Genomic DNA, 16,605 nt, shown 5'->3' on the forward strand with positions numbered 1-16,605 from the left:
TACTCACAGCAATGGTATTTTTGGCAAGGCGCCGCGAGAATGAAGCAACCGGAGTGTATTTAGACATACATGAGGATTGCTAATTGAGCGGCAACACAGACAAAAATTCAAGGGCGAAGAGTATATGCAAATCTTAACCAAATAATATGTCACCTATTATTATAAAAACTCCACTAGAAATCGATAAAATGCGTATTGCGGGTCGATTAGCGGCAGAAGTTTTAGAAATGATTGCTCCGTATGTGAAAGTGGGCGTTACAACCAATCAACTCGATAAAATCTGCCACGATTATATAGTCAATAATCAGCTGGCGATTCCTGCTCCCTTAAATTATCGTGGTTTTCCAAAATCAATTTGTACCTCTATCAATCATCAAGTTTGTCATGGCATTCCTAGCGATCGAGTACTAAAAGACGGTGATATGATTAATATTGATGTCACTGTTATTAAAGACGGTTACCATGGTGATACAAGTAAAATGTTTTTTGTCGGTAAACCTTCGATATTAGCGCAGCGTTTATCAAGAATAACGCAAGAAGGTTTATATAAGTCCATACGCTTGGTCAAACCTGGCACTTATCTGGGTGACATTGGTGCCTGCATACAACACTTTGCCGAATCAGAAGGATTTTCTGTGGTACGTGAATATTGTGGTCATGGTATTGGACGACTCTTTCATGAAGATCTGCAAGTGCTACACTATGGTCAAGCCGGTACCGGCATTCAATTAATCCCTGGCATGACTTTCACTATCGAGCCGATGATCAATGCGGGTAAGCAGTTTATTAAACTCATGCCTGACCAATGGACAGTGGTTACTAAAGATCATAGTTTGTCGGCGCAATGGGAGCACACACTACTCGTTACCCACACGGGGTATGAAGTGTTAACCAAGCGCAGCGAAGAACAAGGCATTATCTAGTCTTTAATAGTAGCTCTCTACTCTCTATTAAGCACTTACAAAGTAGTTTAGTTGATTTCAAACTATTTGGCCTATATAGTCCTTAGTCCTCAGTATTGACTGAAATAAAAGCGTCACAAAATAAAGATAATAATATGCGCTTCATTTACGCTATTCTTCTGTGTATTTTAATTGTCGCCAGTACGGCAAGTGTCGTTTCTTATAATAAAAAAGCGGCTGGCCAGCCCCCCCCGTTATTAGTTGAGGCGATACCTGCACGCTTAGAAGCGTGGCAGAAAAAGACTCAAGCTGTCGGAAGCCTATCCGCCAGTCAAGGCACCGTCATTAAAGCAGAAACAACTGGTCGGATTACTGCCATTTATTTCCGTTCCGGTGAAAATGTTAAAGTAGGTACTCCCTTACTACAGCTTAATCCGGATATTTTAAAAGCCCAGTTAGATGGCGCCAAGGCAGCAACCAAATTAAGTAAAGCGGATTATGAACGTGGTTTAACACTTTTTAAAAAAAAGGTATTTGCACAAGCAGACCTTGATAAAGTTTCGGCAAGTTACCAAATCAATCTCGCTAAACAAGCGCAAACTCAAGCCCTTCTTAATCAAACATTAATACGTGCACCGTTCAGTGGTCGATTAGGTCTGCGTCAAATCAATTTGGGTGACATGATTGATCCTACAAAACCTATTGTCGATTTGGAAGCCATTAATCCCTTATGGGTAGATTTCAATTTACCGGGAACAGAAGCTAGCAAAATCGCTATTGGCAGTAAGGTATTGATTCACGCCAGTGCTTATCCAGATAAAACATTTGTGGGCAGTATTTATGCGTTAGATTCACACATCGATAACGACACACGCAGTATAGCGGTCCGTGCAAGTCTTAATAATGCCGAACAAAAACTACTTCCAGGTGCTTTCGTCGATATCCAAATAGAAATCGGCAAACCACAAACATTATTTATCGTCCCAGAAACCGCCGTTAATACGGATGAAAAAGGTAGCTTTATATATCGCGTCATTAATCATAAAGCAGTTAAAACATGTGTCAATATCTGTTTTCACAAAGATGGAAAAATGGGTTTATTAAGTAGTGATATTCATGCCGGTGATCAGATCATTAGTGTGGGTGGCTTTAAAGTACAAGCAAACTCTGTCGTCTTAGTTGAGAAATAAATCCATGCAATTCACAGAACTTTTTATCCGAAAACCGATATTAAGTATTGTTTTAAGTTTATTTATTTTGCTAGTCGGTTTTAAAGCATTTTTATCCTTGCCTATACGCTTATATCCTTCTATATCTCCTTCTGTCATTAACATACAAACCACTTATCCAGGTGCGCCTGCCCAATTAATGGAAAGTTTTGTTACTACCCCTCTAGAAAATGCTTTAGGCGGTATTGAAGGGATAGATATTATGCATTCTTCAAGCAAACAAAGTATTAGCCAAATCACCCTACAATTTAAACTCGGTTATGACCTCACTAAAGCGATGACTAATGTCAGTAATGCGATTGCTTCCGTACGAAAACAACTGCCAAAAGCAGTTTTAGATCCCGTTATCAATACCAAAGATCCGGATGCGAATCCAACACTTTTTATTTCATTTTCTAGTGATACGTTAAGTCTTCCTGCAATAACTGATTATCTAACACGTGTTATTCAACCTCAACTACAAACTATTCCTGGTGTCAGTCAAGCACAAATATTCGGGGATAATAATTATGCGTTGCGAATCTGGCTCGATCCAATAAAAATGACCGCTCACCAGATAACGGCGAGTGATATTATCACTGCGTTACAGCAAAATAATATTCAATCGGCTTCCGGATCACTGATTACTCCTAATCAAATCATTAATATCAATACCAATACGGATATACGTACTGTAGCTGAGTTAAATAATTTAGTTATCCAAAAACAAAATAACTATTTAGTGCGTTTGTCCGATGTGGGTCAAGCTGTTCTTGGTGTCGAATCCGATGAAAGCAGCGCCAATGTGAATGGGAATAAACAATCAGTCATTATGGGCATCGTGCCTCTTAGCACTGCTAACCCTTTAGATGTTTCCAAAGTGGTAATCGCACTGTTACCTACATTAGAAAAATCAGCTCCAGCCGATATAAAAATTCATTTAGTGTGGAATACTTCAAAATTTATTGCTGCATCCTTACATGATGTTAAAAAAACTATTTTTGAAGCCTGTTTATTTGTATTTTGCATCCTCTTTTTATTTCTTGCTAATTTTCGCGCAGGTTTAATTCCATTGGTCACAATCCCTTTATCGTTAATGGGTGTGTGTACCGCGATGTGGGCCTTAGGATACACCTTAAACGTATTAACCTTTTTAGCGTGGGTGTTAGGAATTGGATTAGTCGTGGATGATGCGATTGTAGTGCTAGAAAATATTCATCGTCATATTAACTTAGGAAAAACACCGGAAAACGCCGCCATCATTGGCACCAAAGAAATTGGATTTGCCATCATTGCCATGACGTTAACCTTAGCAGCCGTTTATGCACCGATTGGTTTTATCAACGATATGACCGGTTTATTATTTCGTGAATTTGCTTTTACTTTAGCTGCAGCGGTCATTATTTCAGGTTTCATTGCTTTAACCTTATCACCGATGATGTGTGCTAAGCTTTTAAAATCTGAGCAGCAAGCCTCTCGTTTTAGCTTAAAAATCGATCTTTTTTTTAAGATCACAATAACCGCTTATAAAAAATATTTACTTTTAGCGATAAATCATCGAAATATCATTTTAGGTATGGGTGTAGTCGTTTATCTTGTTTGTTTCGGATTATTTAAAACCTTACCTAGCGAATTAGCTCCACAAGAAGATCAAGGTCTTATTATAAGTACAGCAACGGGACCCACCTCTGCTAACCTAGCCTATATGGAAAAATATATGGCTAAAATTCAAGCCATCTATCAATCCACTCCTGAGATAGCTACTTATATTACGTTAATAGGAATGCCTATCACCAATAACGCACTCTCTTTTTTAATTTTAAAACCTTGGCAGGAACGAAGTAAAACAAGTATCGACATTATTCAAACTTTATTTAAGCGTTTTTCTAGGGTTACTGGTCTACAAACATTTGCATTTAATCCCCATGCTCTACCTGGTGCTACGGGTCATGCGCCTCTGATGTTTGTTCTTAAAAGTACCGCCAGCTATAAGACCCTGTATCAACTCAGTAAAAAACTTCAGTTAGCCATTACCAAAAATAATCCTCGTATTTTAGGTTTACAATCGGATCTCAAAATGGATGCGAATCAAATTCAACTTAATATTGATAGAGACAAAGCCAATTCGTCAGATATTTCGATGAGCGATATCGCTAATAGTTTAAATATATTGATCGGCGCTCCACAAGCGAGTTTAGTTAACTGGAATGGTCGTAGTTATCAAGTAATTCCCCAATTATATCCAAATTTTATGCGTACTGATCAACAGCTGAAACTCATCAACGTACGTGGACAAAATAACAAATTGATTCCCTTAGCTAATTTCGTTCATATAGAAAATTCTTCTACCGCCTTAAGTCTCAATCGTTTTCAACAATTACGCGCTGTGACCTTTAGCGCTAATCTTTCCCCAGGTTATACCATTGGTGCTGCTGTTAACTATTTAAAAACTTTGACACAGAAAATTCTTCCTCATAACGTACAAATTGATTTTTCTGGAGAAACTCGTCAATTTATACAAGCAGGAAATAACATGGAGCAAACCTTTTTGTTTGCTTTGTTATTTATTTTTCTGGTCCTTGCAGCTCAATTCGAAAGTTTCCGTGCTCCTTTGATTATACTTATTGCAGTGCCATTATCACTCACAGGCGCTTTATTAGCACTTTATTTAACCCATGGCAGTTTAAATATTTATACGCAGATTGGTTTAATTACTTTAATTGGGCTCATTACTAAGCATGGTATTTTAATCGTGGAATTCGCCCGACAATTACAAAAAAATCGAACTATTTCTGTAAAAGAAGCCGCCATTGAAGCCGCTTCATTACGTTTACGTCCTATTTTTATGACGACAGCGACCATGTTACTTGCAGCAGTCCCATTGGCGCTTGCGCATGGTCCCGGTAGTCATGCGCGCAATCAATTAGGTTGGGTTATTTTGGGAGGAATGTCTCTTGGTACTCTTTTCACCTTATTTATTTTGCCGGTAGTCTATACTTTGGCTTATCATTCCAAACCAAGTCCTGATAAAATTAATGAAAAAGAAGATGAAACAACTGAAACGATCATTGCCAACGAGTAATTATTTTATCTAAATCCAAGTGAGTTTCTTACCCATGACGCCATTAAAAACCATTATCGAAAAAACTTATCAAACTATAAATGTAATTAATGCTGAAACGATTGATAACGCAAGTAAATCAGCAGTTCTAGAAGTTATTGATTTACTTGATAAAGGTAAATTGCGAGTCGCTGAAAAAAAACATCATCAATGGTTAGTTCATACCTGGATAAAAGAAGCTATTTTATTATCTTTTCGAATCGCTAAGAATGAATTACTGGATGCAGGCTATACACATTATTTTGATAAAATCCCATTAAAATTTGCACATTACGATAAACAACAATTTCAACGACAGGGTTTACGTATCGTACCCAATGCGAGTGTCCGACAAGGTGCTTATATTGCTAAAAATACGATCCTCATGCCGTCATTTGTTAATATAGGTGCTTATATCGATGAAGGAAGCATGATCGACACCTGGGCAACGGTTGGTTCCTGCGCACAAATTGGCAAAAATGTTCATTTATCTGGCGGTGTCGGAATCGGTGGCGTATTAGAGCCGCTACAAGCCAAACCAACTATTATTGAAGATAATTGTTTTATTGGTGCACGTTCTGAAGTGGTAGAAGGTGTCATAGTTGAAGAAAATAGTGTCATTGGGATGGGTGTTTTTATTGGAAGTAATACGCCTATTTATAATCGGAAAACAGACGAAATCATTTACGGTCATGTCCCCGCAGGCTCGGTAGTGCTCGCTGGAAGCCTTCCCTCTAAAACGGGACATTGTCATCTCAATTGTGCAGTTATTATCAAACAAATTGACGAACGAACCCGAGCCAAGGTTGCAATTAATGAATTACTTAGAGATAGTTAATTTAATTACAGACATCAAATAACTAACCTACTATTATTAAGTTTAATTTTTTAAGGATTTTACTATGCGTAAGAAGTCTATTTTTACAACTGTTTTATTATTAAGCAGCTTATTAACAACCTCTACCATTATGGCTATGAGCTCAACTAACCATATTGCTTGTGTTAAAACTAACGAACAAGAAATAGCTGCTTTATTTGATCGCTGGAACGCATCCCTCAAAACAAGAAACCCGATTAAAGTTAATGCTAATTATATGGAAAACGCGATATTATTGGCCACCATATCGAATAAGCCCCGAGTAAATAATACAGAGCGGATTGCTTATTTTAAAGGTTTTTTAAGTAAACATCCGGTTGGAAAAATCGATTCTCGTACCATAAAGATAGGCTGTAATAAAGCTATAGATACCGGTTTATATACTTTTACCTTAAAAGATGGAAAAAAGGTTCACTCGCGTTATACATTTACTTATCATTGGAATGGGCACAAATGGCTGATTTCATCTCATCATTCATCTGTATTACCAGAAGATATTAAATAAAAAATTCTTTGGTAACCCTTCAAGGTATCTATTCGTACCTTGAAGGGTTGAATATAAGTAGTTGGTGCCGAAGGCCGGACTCGAACCGGCACAGCTTTCGCCACCGCCCCCTCAAGACGGCGTGTCTACCAATTTCACCACTTCGGCAACGAAGAATATTAAGAAAATTCAGAGGGTAAGGGATAAGATTGTTTATGCTCGAAAGTTGATTTTCCTGAATTTTTGTTTAAAGGTAAATTTTTCTTTTCTGTCAATGCTATATTATTAGTTTTATTAATTGTGGATGGCAATTGTTGAGCCATACTAGCTAATTTTTGGATGGGATCCTGTTTCCTAGTATGCCCCGCTACATAACCTAAACTAAGACTGGTAACAAAAAATAATAATGCCAGTAAACCGGTTAATTTAAGTAAAAAAGACCCTGATCCTTGACTGCCAAAGACTGTCTGTGAAGCAGCGCTTCCAAATGTTGCACCTAACTCGGCACCTTTACCTTGTTGTATTAAAACCAAAGCAATCAATGCTATCGAAATAATAACGTGCATTAAAACTAAAAACTGCTGTAACATAAACCTTATGAGTTATATAATGATAATTAAACTTTACGATCTGCTATTGAAACAAGTATTCTATAAATATGCAAAAACTCTACCGCATCTAATGATGCTCCACCAATCAGCCCACCATCAATATCAGGCATCTGGAACAAAGCTTCCGCATTGCTGACTTTAACGCTGCCACCATACAGGATAGGTAATTCTTGTGCAAGATCCGAGCCCAAAAATTTAATGTACTCACGTAAAAATTGGTGTACTTCTTGGGCTTGCTCAGGTTGGGCTGACAATCCTGTGCCAATAGCCCAAACAGGCTCATAAGCGATAATAGCTCGTTTTAAAACATCGCTACCATAATCCACTATTTTTTCTAGTTGGGTTTGCAATATGGCGTGGGTTTGATTGGCTTGACGTTCCGCTAATGTCTCACCCACACAAAGAATAGGAGTCAATCCAGATTTTATAGCTAAATTAAATTTTTTTGCGATTTGGGCATTCGTTTCTCCATATAATTGACGTCGTTCTGAATGACCTAATAAAACATATCGACAACCAAATTCGTATAGCATCAACGTCGATATCTCACCCGTGTAGGGACCTTCTTGCTCGGCAGCCATATTTTGTCCGCCCCATTGCAGCTGGCTTTTTTTTAGCATTATTTGCGTTTGATCAAGGAAAACATAAGGGGGACACACAATTATGTTTACGTTTGATTGATTTTTTTGTACAAACTCCTTAATGTTGCTTAACAATTCAGTCACGAAAGTCTTGCTACCATGCATCTTCCAATTGCCGATGACATATTGTTTGCGCATTATTAAATTCCCCCTTATAGACTTACTGTCAAATAATTAGGATTTAGTCTAGCACAATAAGGACTTAGCAGATGACTGCTTTCATCAAGAGAAATTTCATCCTCTTTATTTATTAGATTCCGGAAATGAGTGCAGTTAAAAAAATGACAAGGTGCTCTTACTTGCCGAAAGAATTTTATTATTTTACTACGAGAGGGAAAACGTTCTTCTATTCGTTCTTGCAAATCTTTTAATAGAGCAATCTCCTGGGGTTGTAATTTGCAAAACTCAAACAAATACGCAAAAAAATTTCGTATTAAATATCGCCGATCATCATTAGAAAGACTTAAATCATTAATTAATAATAGCGGTAAATTATCTAAGATAAATTCAATTTGCTGGATGGTAAGTATAGAAAATATCTTTTTACACCATTGCTTAAAAAAAGTGAACGATTCTGTTAAATCATAGTGAAATGTACCCAGCTCAAATCGTTTGAAAAATAGGTAACGTAAAATAATTATATATCCTTTCGTTTCATTTTCTAACAAAATTGAGGGTAAATTTTCACAATCGATTTTTTCAAATAAAAAATTAATCAATTGTGTATAATGGCTAACTTTAAATTGATTTGAATTTTCGCATTCAAAAACTAGCTGCAACCATGTCCCTAAAACACACCAAATGAAACTATAGCCATTACGTTGCGTCTGAAAAATTAATGTTTGCAACTCAAAATTTGTCGTTTTATCAATTATTTTTTTACTAATATTACTTAAATAAGTCACCTGGTTGGGGTGTAAATTCTCATAAGCTATAACATACATGAGTTTGTGGATAACATTAAAACCGGTATTTTCGCTATTTAAAGTTAATTTGGTTATAGCCACTACGCTCGCCTTATCAAAAAAAAACGCTATGCATTCCGCCATCGTCATAATTCTGCTGCTATATTTATCCGATATAACAAAATCATCTAACGTAAATTTTAATAACTCATCTAAGATATAATAAGCCCAAGCTACTCGCTTCACTTTAGTATCAAAGAATATTTGATCGATAGTATCGATTTCTGCTTGCGACATTAATACCTGCAATAATTCAAGTAAATGCTTACTTTGATCCGCTGTTAAATGCTTATTTTTTACAAAAATAAGCATGAACATCGGGATTACTGAAAGCCCAAACGCATTTTTACTTAAGAAAAATTTTTGTAGCCAGTTTGGAGATACCTGTTCGAAGCGTGACTTAATAAGTTTTGTATCTGGAATACATAAACAATAGCCTTTTTTAAAAAGTAAATCGACTAATATTTTTTGTGTCTCTTGATTGTTTAATTGACTTAGTAACATAAACTTCCTTGTTATTTTCTTTAATGCATACTAACCGAGCAAACTACTTTTTTACTGTGGTTGCAAATAAATATCATTCGTTTCTCAATGATGTGTAAGTGTTACGCAGTGATTATTTTCAATGATGGAAACATTATTTTCTTCTTTAAATAGTAAGCTTAATTGAAAACTTGATTTAACTAGTGTTGTACAAGATTGGTATGATTTAGACTCAGTCGTGACATCAACGGTAGTTGTGAATATTTCACTGCCAATATTCTCAGCAGGCGAAACTATAATTCTGCTTGCTTTTCTAGCAAAAAAATCTTTTAAACTAGCCAACCTCTGCTTTATTTGAGAAGAAAAAGTAATTTCAGATTCTTCTTCAAATTCTGGATCGCTCCGTTCTATCGTAGTAGGATTGTTTTTATCTGCTTTAGCAAATCCGATACTACTCATTCCAACAAACGTAACAACCGCTATAACTGCTGCAGCAATAGTTCCTATCGGCGGAGGAATAAAAAACCCAAGTATCAACCCTGTCCCTATTGCAGTGATCACTGCAAAAATTGTCCACTTACACCAATCGATTAAAAATCGCACTATATGATGGTTCTGTGATTTATGTTCCTTTACTTTAAGTCTTTTAGATTCATGCCATTTTGCTTCTTGTTCTAAATATCTAGCAAGTTTTGTATTATTCGCATTTTGTCTAAAAATTTCTCGATAAACCCGTTGTTTACCATTTTTATCTGTTCCAAAAAAATAACACATCCCTCCTTTTATTTTCAAATCTAGAGCCAATTTAGAAAGAGCTTCTAAAAATTCAGCTTGATTAATATGTGCTGCCTCATTTGTTTGTGCTTTTTTAATCTCTTCAATTAACCTTTTCCTTTCGTTCTCAAAAAAATTAAAGAAATCACGTCCGGCTTTTTTTTCTCCTTTTTTATAAATAATAATAAAGCCATGATCGGCAAGATTGATAGTCTCTCCTTCTAACTCATTCAAATGAGGAACACGCTTTGTAGTAATGAGGGCTTGAATAGTTTCAAAAAATCCGTGTATATGGCAACTATTCGCTGCTCCTATAATTCGAATATCTTTGTTAGTTTCATTGATCATTTTTTCATTTTTTGGATCTGAAAAAAAATTAGGATTGATCGGTTTTAAAAAATGTATTTTATTATTTTTATCTTTAAAAGGAACTAAAATAGTCGTATCACTGGTATCTAGTTCGTTATTTTCCAACCAGTCCTTAGTTGCTTTTAGATTGGGGAAAACACTAAGCTCATTTACAGTGCTATCAAATCTGGGAGGATTCAGGTCGGACATAAAAAACTCTTATTTTCATTATTATTTTTTACTGAAAGAATACAAAAAATCATAAAAACAATCAATCAATAAAAAATAATTTTAAATAATTAAATTTAAAACAAAAATTATTTATTTAAAAAATAAACCATTCTATTTTTCTTTATTTCGTATGATTATGTTTATGCCAATGTAACTTGCTACGTAAGGTTTCAAAATAATTATAATCTAAGGGATGGATTAACCTGAGTGCTTTATCATTTTTTTGAATGCTAATGTTAGCACCTATAGGAACTGAAATGCGCTCCTGGCCATCGCAACTTAACCAAGGGGCCGCCGTGCTGTGTGTATCAATATGAATCACAATACGGCTTTTTGCCGAAACAACAATGGGTCTTGCACTTAAGGTGTGTGGAAACATGGGAACTAATACGATAGCCTCGAGTTGTGGGTATAAAATTGGACCTCCACCTGATAAGGCATAAGCAGTTGATCCCGTCGGTGTCGCCACTATTAAGCCATCTGCTTGTTGAGCACAAACAAATTGATCGTCGATCGTAATAGAAAATTCGATCATACGCGCCACATTACCCGGCATCAACACCACTTCATTTAAAGCAATACCTGCTTGTTGCTTATCTAATTGCATGGTTATCGCTGCATTTAATAGAAAGCGCTTCTCCTCTTGATAATTTCCATTTAATACTTCACCTATTTTCTTTTCTAAATCCTGAGGATGAATATCAGTAAGAAAACCGAGACGGCCACGATTAACGCCTAACACAGGTGTATTATGCTTTACCGCACTATGGGCTGCGTTGATAAGACTCCCATCACCGCCTACCACAATCAGCAGATCAACTTTTTGTGCCAATTGCTCGCGTGCACTAGACGTGAATTGGCGATTTTTAAAACAATGTGCCGTTTCTTCTTCGACCAATACTTCATACTGATGAGATTGCAAATAATCCAATACTGCGATGAGTGTATCACTGACATCCTTCATTCCTTGTCTGCCGATCAAACCGATGGTTGTAAAAATTTTGCTCATAGCTTTATTTCATATATTAAAAATTGGAAATATCCTGGTCGAAACTATCAGGGGAGTCAACAGGAATACCTCTATATTAGTCTTGATTAGATTTTTAGTTAAATTTTTATCTTGCCTAAAGCTCAAACTCTTGAATCCAAGCACTCGAGTCTCCATAATTTACGTAGGTATCTCTATCTTAATATAGAGCAGATATTTTTTTCCTTTAAAAAATAGGAGCCTGTCAGAAATGACCGAAAAAGATCCATCTAAAAAATCCACTTGGGAAAAACTCAATATTACAGCAAAACAAGATTCCTCTAAATCTGCTAAGGAGGGAAAATCTCCCTCTGAAGAAAAGAAAAAATCAGCACAGGAGAAACAATTAACCCATCCTTCTTATGATGCCTTAGAAGAACAGTTACTTAAGGCGGAAAATCGACTCAGTGAATATAAAAGTCAATTAGCCAAATTAGAAGAGCAAAAAATTTATCAATTGGCTGAAATGGACAATATCCAACGTCGTACTAAACGCGACATTGAAAACGCCTATAAATTTTCATTAGAAAAATTTATCAAAGAATTGCTACCTATAAAAGATAGTCTAGAAACCGCTCTCGATCATGCCAAGGCTGAAGAACAGGATGCTGCTTTATCTGGCATCCAACTGACACTTAAACAGCTACAAAACTTATTAGAAAAAAACGGCGTAAAATCCATAGATCCTGCTGGCCAAGCCTTCGATTCGCATTTTCATGAAGCAATGCTCGCTGAAGAAAATGATGAACTGGAGCCGAATACGATTATAAGGGTACTACAAAAAGGCTATTTGCTTAATGAAAGGCTTATGCGCCCTGCTTTGGTCGTGGTTTCAAAAGCTAAAGAAAAAACTTCATGATCCTGTATCTTGAAAATTAAACTTCCTAACCCAACTTTAATAGGAGTTGTTAATTTTCAATCAACAAATCATTTTCAACTCAATTGATACCAGTAAAGAATTAGCTACTTAACGCGGAGAAATTTATGGCAAGTGCACAACCACCAAGAAACACCATAATCGGCATCGATTTGGGTACTACAAACTCTTGTATGGCCATTATGGAAGGCGGCAAAGCAAAAGTAATCGAGAACAAAGAAGGGCGGCGAACGACTCCCTCTACCGTTAGTTTTGACCATAATGAGGTTAAAGTAGGCGAAGTGGCAAAACGTCAATCAGTCACCAAGCCTGCAGAAACCATTTATGCAGTAAAACGTTTGATAGGTCGGAAATTCGATGATGAGGCCGTACAAAAAGATATCAAGATGGTCCCCTATAAAATCATTCCAGCCAAGAATGGGGATGCTTGGGTAGAGGTAAATGGTAAAAAACTATCGCCCCAGGAAGTTTCTGCGCAAATCTTAATGAAATTAAAAAGAGATGCGGAAGCTTATTTAGGATATGAAGTAAAAGAAGCTGTTATTACGGTACCCGCCTATTTCAATGACTCACAACGTCAAGCGACTAAAGATGCAGGCCGCATTGCAGGACTTGAAGTTAAACGCATTATCAATGAACCCACAGCCGCTGCACTTGCCTACGGTTTAGCCAAAAATCGTGGTGACTCCAAGATAGCCGTTTATGACTTAGGAGGAGGTACTTTCGATATCTCTATTATTGAGATTGCTGAAATTGAAGGTGAACATCAATTCGAAGTGTTGGCTACTAACGGCGATACCTTTCTTGGTGGTGAAGACTTCGATCTACGCGTTATCAATTATTTAGCGGATGAATTTAAAAAAGATCAAGGGATTGATTTACATAAGGATCCACTTGCTTTACAGCGTCTGAAAGAAGCCGCTGAAAAAGCAAAAATTGAGCTCTCTTCAACTGAAGAAACAGAGATCAATCTTCCTTACATTACCGCCGACAGCAGTGGTCCTAAACATCTACATATTAAATTAACGCGTGCCAAACTAGAGTCACTGGTAGAAGATTTAATTGAACGCACTATTGAGCCTTGTAAAAAAGCTATTTCAGATGCCAAAATTTCTCTCAGCGAAATATCACAAGTCATCTTGGTTGGTGGGCAAACCCGTATGCCTAAAGTACAAGAAGTGGTTAAAGCTTATTTTAAGAAAGACGCTCGTCATGACGTCAACCCAGATGAAGCAGTCGCTATTGGTGCTGCTATTCAAGGTGGTGTATTAGGTGGTGATGTTAAAGACGTCCTATTGTTAGACGTCACTCCACTTTCTTTAGGAATAGAAACCTTAGGTGGTGTAATGACTCCACTGATTGAAAGAAATACCACTATTCCTACTAAGAAAAGCCAAGTATTTTCCACTGCAGAAAATAATCAACCGGCAGTTACGATTCATGTATTGCAAGGCGAACGTGAGCAAGCCAAGGACAACAGAACATTGGGGCGTTTTGATCTGACAGATATTCCGCCAGGCCCGCGTGGTACACCACAAATCGAAGTCACCTTTGATATCGATGCAAACGGTATTATTAACGTATCTGCTAAAAATAAAACCACAGGGAAAGAACAAAAAATTGTTATCAAGTCAGGTAGTGGTTTATCTGAAGAGGAAATTCAACAAATGGTCAAAGATGCTGAAGTCCATGCGGACGATGATCGCAAGTTCCGCGAGCTCACCAAAACGCGTAATGAAGCAGACAGTTTAATTCATACCACTAGCAAAGCACTAACCGACGTTGGCGATAAAATTAGTGCTGATGAAAAAGCTCAATTAGAGAAGGCAATAGAGGAATTGAAAGAAGCGCTAAAAGGCACTGATAAGGAAAGCATAGAAGCTAAACTTAAAGAGTTTACAGAGCTATCCGGAAAAATGTCTGATCGTCTTTATGCACAACCTAATGCTGAAGCAGGTGATGCTGGAAGTCAAACTGACACTGCTCAGGACGGCGCTAAAGACAATAAAGATGATGTTGTTGATGCGGTATTCGAAGAAGTGAAAGACAAAGACAAGGATAAAAAAGATAATGATAAGGATAAAGAGTAACCACCTCTTCTCCTTGCTGGCTAAAGTCAGTAAAGAGATCGAACCCTATATATATTTCCATTAAAAATATCAAAATCCCTAGCGATACTAGCTAGGGATTTATCTTTGGTCCTTACTTATGGCAAAAAAAGCTGATTATTATGAAACACTGGGTGTCTCACGCAACGCGTCAGATAGTGAACTAAAAAAAGCCTATCGCAAATTGGCAATGAAATATCACCCTGATAAACATCATGCTGCTGAGAATAAATCAGCAAAAGATGCTGAAGAAAAATTCAAAGAAATCAGTGAAGCGTACGAAGTTTTATCAGATTCTAAAAAACGGACTGCTTATGATCAATTTGGTCATGCTGGCGTAGATGCTGCGGGAATGGGTGGCTCACAAAGTGCACATGGATTTAACTTTAATGATGTTTTTGGTGATATTGGTGATGTCTTTGGTAATATTTTCGGTAATCGTGGTGGCCCCCAACAAAGCCAACGCACACAACGCGGTGCCGATTTACGCTATACCCTAGAATTGGATTTAGAATCTGCAATTCATGGTGCCACTGTACAAATCCGCATTCCGCGTCTTGTTACCTGTAAAAGCTGCCATGGATCAGGTGCGCGTAAAGGCACTAAACCCACTATCTGCAAAACCTGCGAAGGCCAAGGTCAAGTTCGCATACAGCAAGGTTTTTTTACTATTCAACAAGCCTGTCCTGAATGCCATGGTGAAGGACGCATTATTACTGATCCTTGCCCAGACTGTCATGGTCAAGGCCAAATTCAAGAAACTAAGACTTTGTCAGTAAAGATTCCAGCCGGTATAGACGAAGGCAACCGAATTCGTTTAGCCGGTGAAGGCGAAGCAGGTAGTCGTGGCGCACCGCCCGGCGATCTGTATGTTCAAATTCATCTGAAACCACATCCTTTATTTAAACGTGAAGGTAATCATTTATATTGCGATGTTCCTATTAACTTAACGCTTGCACTATTAGGTGGTGATATACAAATTCCCACTTTAACAGGCGTGGTAAACTTACACATACCAGCCGAAACACAAAGTGGAAAGGTATTACGTTTGCGTGGTAAAGGAGTCCCTGGGCGCCCTGGTGTAACCGGTGATTTACTTTGTCGTGTTATTGTAGAAACACCCGTTAACCTGAGCAAAACACAAAAAGAATTAATCATGACGCTGGAAAAGGAGTTACAAAATGGAAATCACTATCCTAAAGCAAAAGCGTGGTTTGAAAATATAAGGAAATTTTTCAGTAAGCAAAACTGAAACTCGAAAAATTAGATTAAAAAAGGTATCATCGATCTTATACTTACAACAATCGGATTTTTAGCAAGGCGCCGTGAGAATGAAGCAACCGGAATGTATTCAAGATACATGGGGATTTCGCGAATTGAGTGACAACACAGTCAAAAATTCAAGTGCGAAGAATATATCAATGATTCAGTATGAATGCTGAAGAAAGATACAATAAGCAAAGCTAGAGAGAAATCATGAAAAAAGTTCCTATGACTATCAGCGGTGCTGAACATTTAAAGGAAGAACTTCATCAATTAAAAACCTCAAAACGACCACAAGTGATTGCGGCTATTGCAGAAGCGCGTGCACACGGTGATCTTAAGGAAAATGCCGAGTATCATGCCGCGAAAGAAATGCAAGGCTTCATCGAAGGTCGTATCACCGAAATCGAAAATAAATTAGCCAATGCGCAAATCATTGATGTCACCAAAATAAATAATCATGGCAAAATTATTTTTGGTTCTACCATACATCTACTTAATACTAAGACGGATGAAGAGGTTACTTATCAAATCGTTGGCGAAGACGAAGCAGATATCAAACACTCAAAAATATCAGTCGCCTCCCCCATTGCCCGTGCACTCATTGGAAAAGAAGAAGGCGACAGTGTAGATGTGCAAACTCCTGCTGGTTTGGTTAATTTAGAAATTGATAAAGTCGAATATATCTAAAAGCTCTTTATTCTTA

The 16,605-nt window shown here is 37.2% G+C and carries 14 protein-coding genes and 1 tRNA gene; 9 read left to right on the forward strand and 6 right to left on the reverse strand.

Annotation, left to right across the window (positions count from 1 at the left end; genetic code table 11):
* Positions 1–146 precede the first annotated feature (146 nt).
* The 5 genes from map (at position 147) to A1D18_RS04425 (ending at position 6,592) form a co-directional block, all read left to right on the forward strand.
* On the forward strand, positions 147–923 hold the full coding sequence (gene map, locus A1D18_RS04405) for a type I methionyl aminopeptidase (RefSeq protein WP_071662603.1): 777 nt from the start codon (positions 147–149) through the stop codon (positions 921–923).
* Between the two features lie 134 nt (positions 924–1,057).
* Positions 1,058–2,092, forward strand: a complete 1,035-nt coding sequence (locus tag A1D18_RS04410; RefSeq protein WP_071662604.1) for an efflux RND transporter periplasmic adaptor subunit — start codon at positions 1,058–1,060, stop codon at positions 2,090–2,092.
* 4 nt (positions 2,093–2,096) lie between these two features.
* The gene (locus A1D18_RS04415; RefSeq protein ID WP_071662605.1) at positions 2,097–5,192 is read left to right on the forward strand and encodes an efflux RND transporter permease subunit; all 3,096 of its coding nucleotides are present in this window, start codon (positions 2,097–2,099) and stop codon (positions 5,190–5,192) included.
* A 34-nt stretch (positions 5,193–5,226) separates the two neighbouring features.
* On the forward strand, positions 5,227–6,048 hold the full coding sequence (dapD, locus tag A1D18_RS04420) for a 2,3,4,5-tetrahydropyridine-2,6-dicarboxylate N-succinyltransferase (RefSeq protein WP_071662606.1): 822 nt from the start codon (positions 5,227–5,229) through the stop codon (positions 6,046–6,048).
* Between the two features lie 64 nt (positions 6,049–6,112).
* A complete protein-coding gene (locus tag A1D18_RS04425) occupies positions 6,113–6,592 on the forward strand; it encodes a DUF4440 domain-containing protein (protein WP_071662607.1) in 480 nt (159 codons plus the stop codon).
* 62 nt (positions 6,593–6,654) lie between these two features.
* Here the strand turns inward: A1D18_RS04425 and A1D18_RS04430 are convergent.
* From A1D18_RS04430 to A1D18_RS04455, 6 genes are all read right to left on the reverse strand, one after another.
* Positions 6,655–6,739, reverse strand: a tRNA-Leu gene (locus A1D18_RS04430).
* Between the two features lie 11 nt (positions 6,740–6,750).
* The gene (gene secG / locus A1D18_RS04435; protein WP_071662608.1) at positions 6,751–7,161 is read right to left on the reverse strand and encodes a preprotein translocase subunit SecG; all 411 of its coding nucleotides are present in this window, start codon (positions 7,159–7,161) and stop codon (positions 6,751–6,753) included.
* Positions 7,162–7,187: 26 nt separating this feature from the next.
* The gene (gene tpiA / locus A1D18_RS04440) at positions 7,188–7,961 is read right to left on the reverse strand and encodes a triose-phosphate isomerase (protein WP_071662609.1); all 774 of its coding nucleotides are present in this window, start codon (positions 7,959–7,961) and stop codon (positions 7,188–7,190) included.
* A gap of 14 nt (positions 7,962–7,975) precedes the next feature.
* Positions 7,976–9,292 (reverse strand): hypothetical protein, encoded by a 1,317-nt coding sequence (locus A1D18_RS04445; RefSeq protein WP_071662610.1) that lies wholly within the window; start codon positions 9,290–9,292, stop codon positions 7,976–7,978.
* Positions 9,293–9,376: 84 nt separating this feature from the next.
* Entirely contained in the window at positions 9,377–10,603 is a 1,227-nt protein-coding gene (locus tag A1D18_RS04450) for a hypothetical protein (RefSeq protein ID WP_071662611.1), read from the reverse strand.
* A 142-nt stretch (positions 10,604–10,745) separates the two neighbouring features.
* Complete coding sequence (locus A1D18_RS04455) at positions 10,746–11,633, reverse strand: NAD(+) kinase (protein ID WP_071662612.1); 888 nt, start codon at positions 11,631–11,633, stop codon at positions 10,746–10,748.
* A 229-nt stretch (positions 11,634–11,862) separates the two neighbouring features.
* Between A1D18_RS04455 and grpE the strand changes: the two genes are divergently transcribed.
* The 4 genes from grpE to greA all read left to right on the forward strand — a co-directional run bounded on the left by grpE (position 11,863) and on the right by greA (position 16,589).
* A complete protein-coding gene (gene grpE, locus A1D18_RS04460; RefSeq protein WP_084028740.1) occupies positions 11,863–12,510 on the forward strand; it encodes a nucleotide exchange factor GrpE in 648 nt (215 codons plus the stop codon).
* Between the two features lie 125 nt (positions 12,511–12,635).
* Positions 12,636–14,618: a molecular chaperone DnaK gene (dnaK, locus tag A1D18_RS04465; protein ID WP_071662613.1), complete on the forward strand. Its 1,983-nt coding sequence runs from the start codon at positions 12,636–12,638 to the stop codon at positions 14,616–14,618.
* 118 nt (positions 14,619–14,736) lie between these two features.
* On the forward strand, positions 14,737–15,888 hold the full coding sequence (gene dnaJ / locus A1D18_RS04470) for a molecular chaperone DnaJ (RefSeq protein WP_071662614.1): 1,152 nt from the start codon (positions 14,737–14,739) through the stop codon (positions 15,886–15,888).
* 224 nt (positions 15,889–16,112) lie between these two features.
* The gene (gene greA / locus A1D18_RS04475) at positions 16,113–16,589 is read left to right on the forward strand and encodes a transcription elongation factor GreA (RefSeq protein ID WP_171910817.1); all 477 of its coding nucleotides are present in this window, start codon (positions 16,113–16,115) and stop codon (positions 16,587–16,589) included.
* Positions 16,590–16,605: the final 16 nt, after the last annotated feature.

The organism is Candidatus Rickettsiella isopodorum (genome assembly GCF_001881495.1).
Classification (GTDB): Bacteria; Pseudomonadota; Gammaproteobacteria; order Diplorickettsiales; family Diplorickettsiaceae; genus Aquirickettsiella; species Aquirickettsiella isopodorum.

Coding starts and splice junctions, on each gene's coding strand:
- map (WP_071662603.1), top strand. CDS start 147: ATGTCACCTATTATTATAAAAACTCCACTAGAAATCGATAAAATGCGT.
- A1D18_RS04410 (WP_071662604.1), top strand. CDS start 1,058: ATGCGCTTCATTTACGCTATTCTTCTGTGTATTTTAATTGTCGCCAGT.
- A1D18_RS04415 (WP_071662605.1), top strand. CDS start 2,097: ATGCAATTCACAGAACTTTTTATCCGAAAACCGATATTAAGTATTGTT.
- dapD (WP_071662606.1), top strand. CDS start 5,227: ATGACGCCATTAAAAACCATTATCGAAAAAACTTATCAAACTATAAAT.
- A1D18_RS04425 (WP_071662607.1), top strand. CDS start 6,113: ATGCGTAAGAAGTCTATTTTTACAACTGTTTTATTATTAAGCAGCTTA.
- secG (WP_071662608.1), bottom strand. CDS start 7,161: ATGTTACAGCAGTTTTTAGTTTTAATGCACGTTATTATTTCGATAGCA.
- tpiA (WP_071662609.1), bottom strand. CDS start 7,961: ATGCGCAAACAATATGTCATCGGCAATTGGAAGATGCATGGTAGCAAG.
- A1D18_RS04445 (WP_071662610.1), bottom strand. CDS start 9,292: ATGTTACTAAGTCAATTAAACAATCAAGAGACACAAAAAATATTAGTC.
- A1D18_RS04450 (WP_071662611.1), bottom strand. CDS start 10,603: ATGTCCGACCTGAATCCTCCCAGATTTGATAGCACTGTAAATGAGCTT.
- A1D18_RS04455 (WP_071662612.1), bottom strand. CDS start 11,633: ATGAGCAAAATTTTTACAACCATCGGTTTGATCGGCAGACAAGGAATG.
- grpE (WP_084028740.1), top strand. CDS start 11,863: ATGACCGAAAAAGATCCATCTAAAAAATCCACTTGGGAAAAACTCAAT.
- dnaK (WP_071662613.1), top strand. CDS start 12,636: ATGGCAAGTGCACAACCACCAAGAAACACCATAATCGGCATCGATTTG.
- dnaJ (WP_071662614.1), top strand. CDS start 14,737: ATGGCAAAAAAAGCTGATTATTATGAAACACTGGGTGTCTCACGCAAC.
- greA (WP_171910817.1), top strand. CDS start 16,113: ATGAAAAAAGTTCCTATGACTATCAGCGGTGCTGAACATTTAAAGGAA.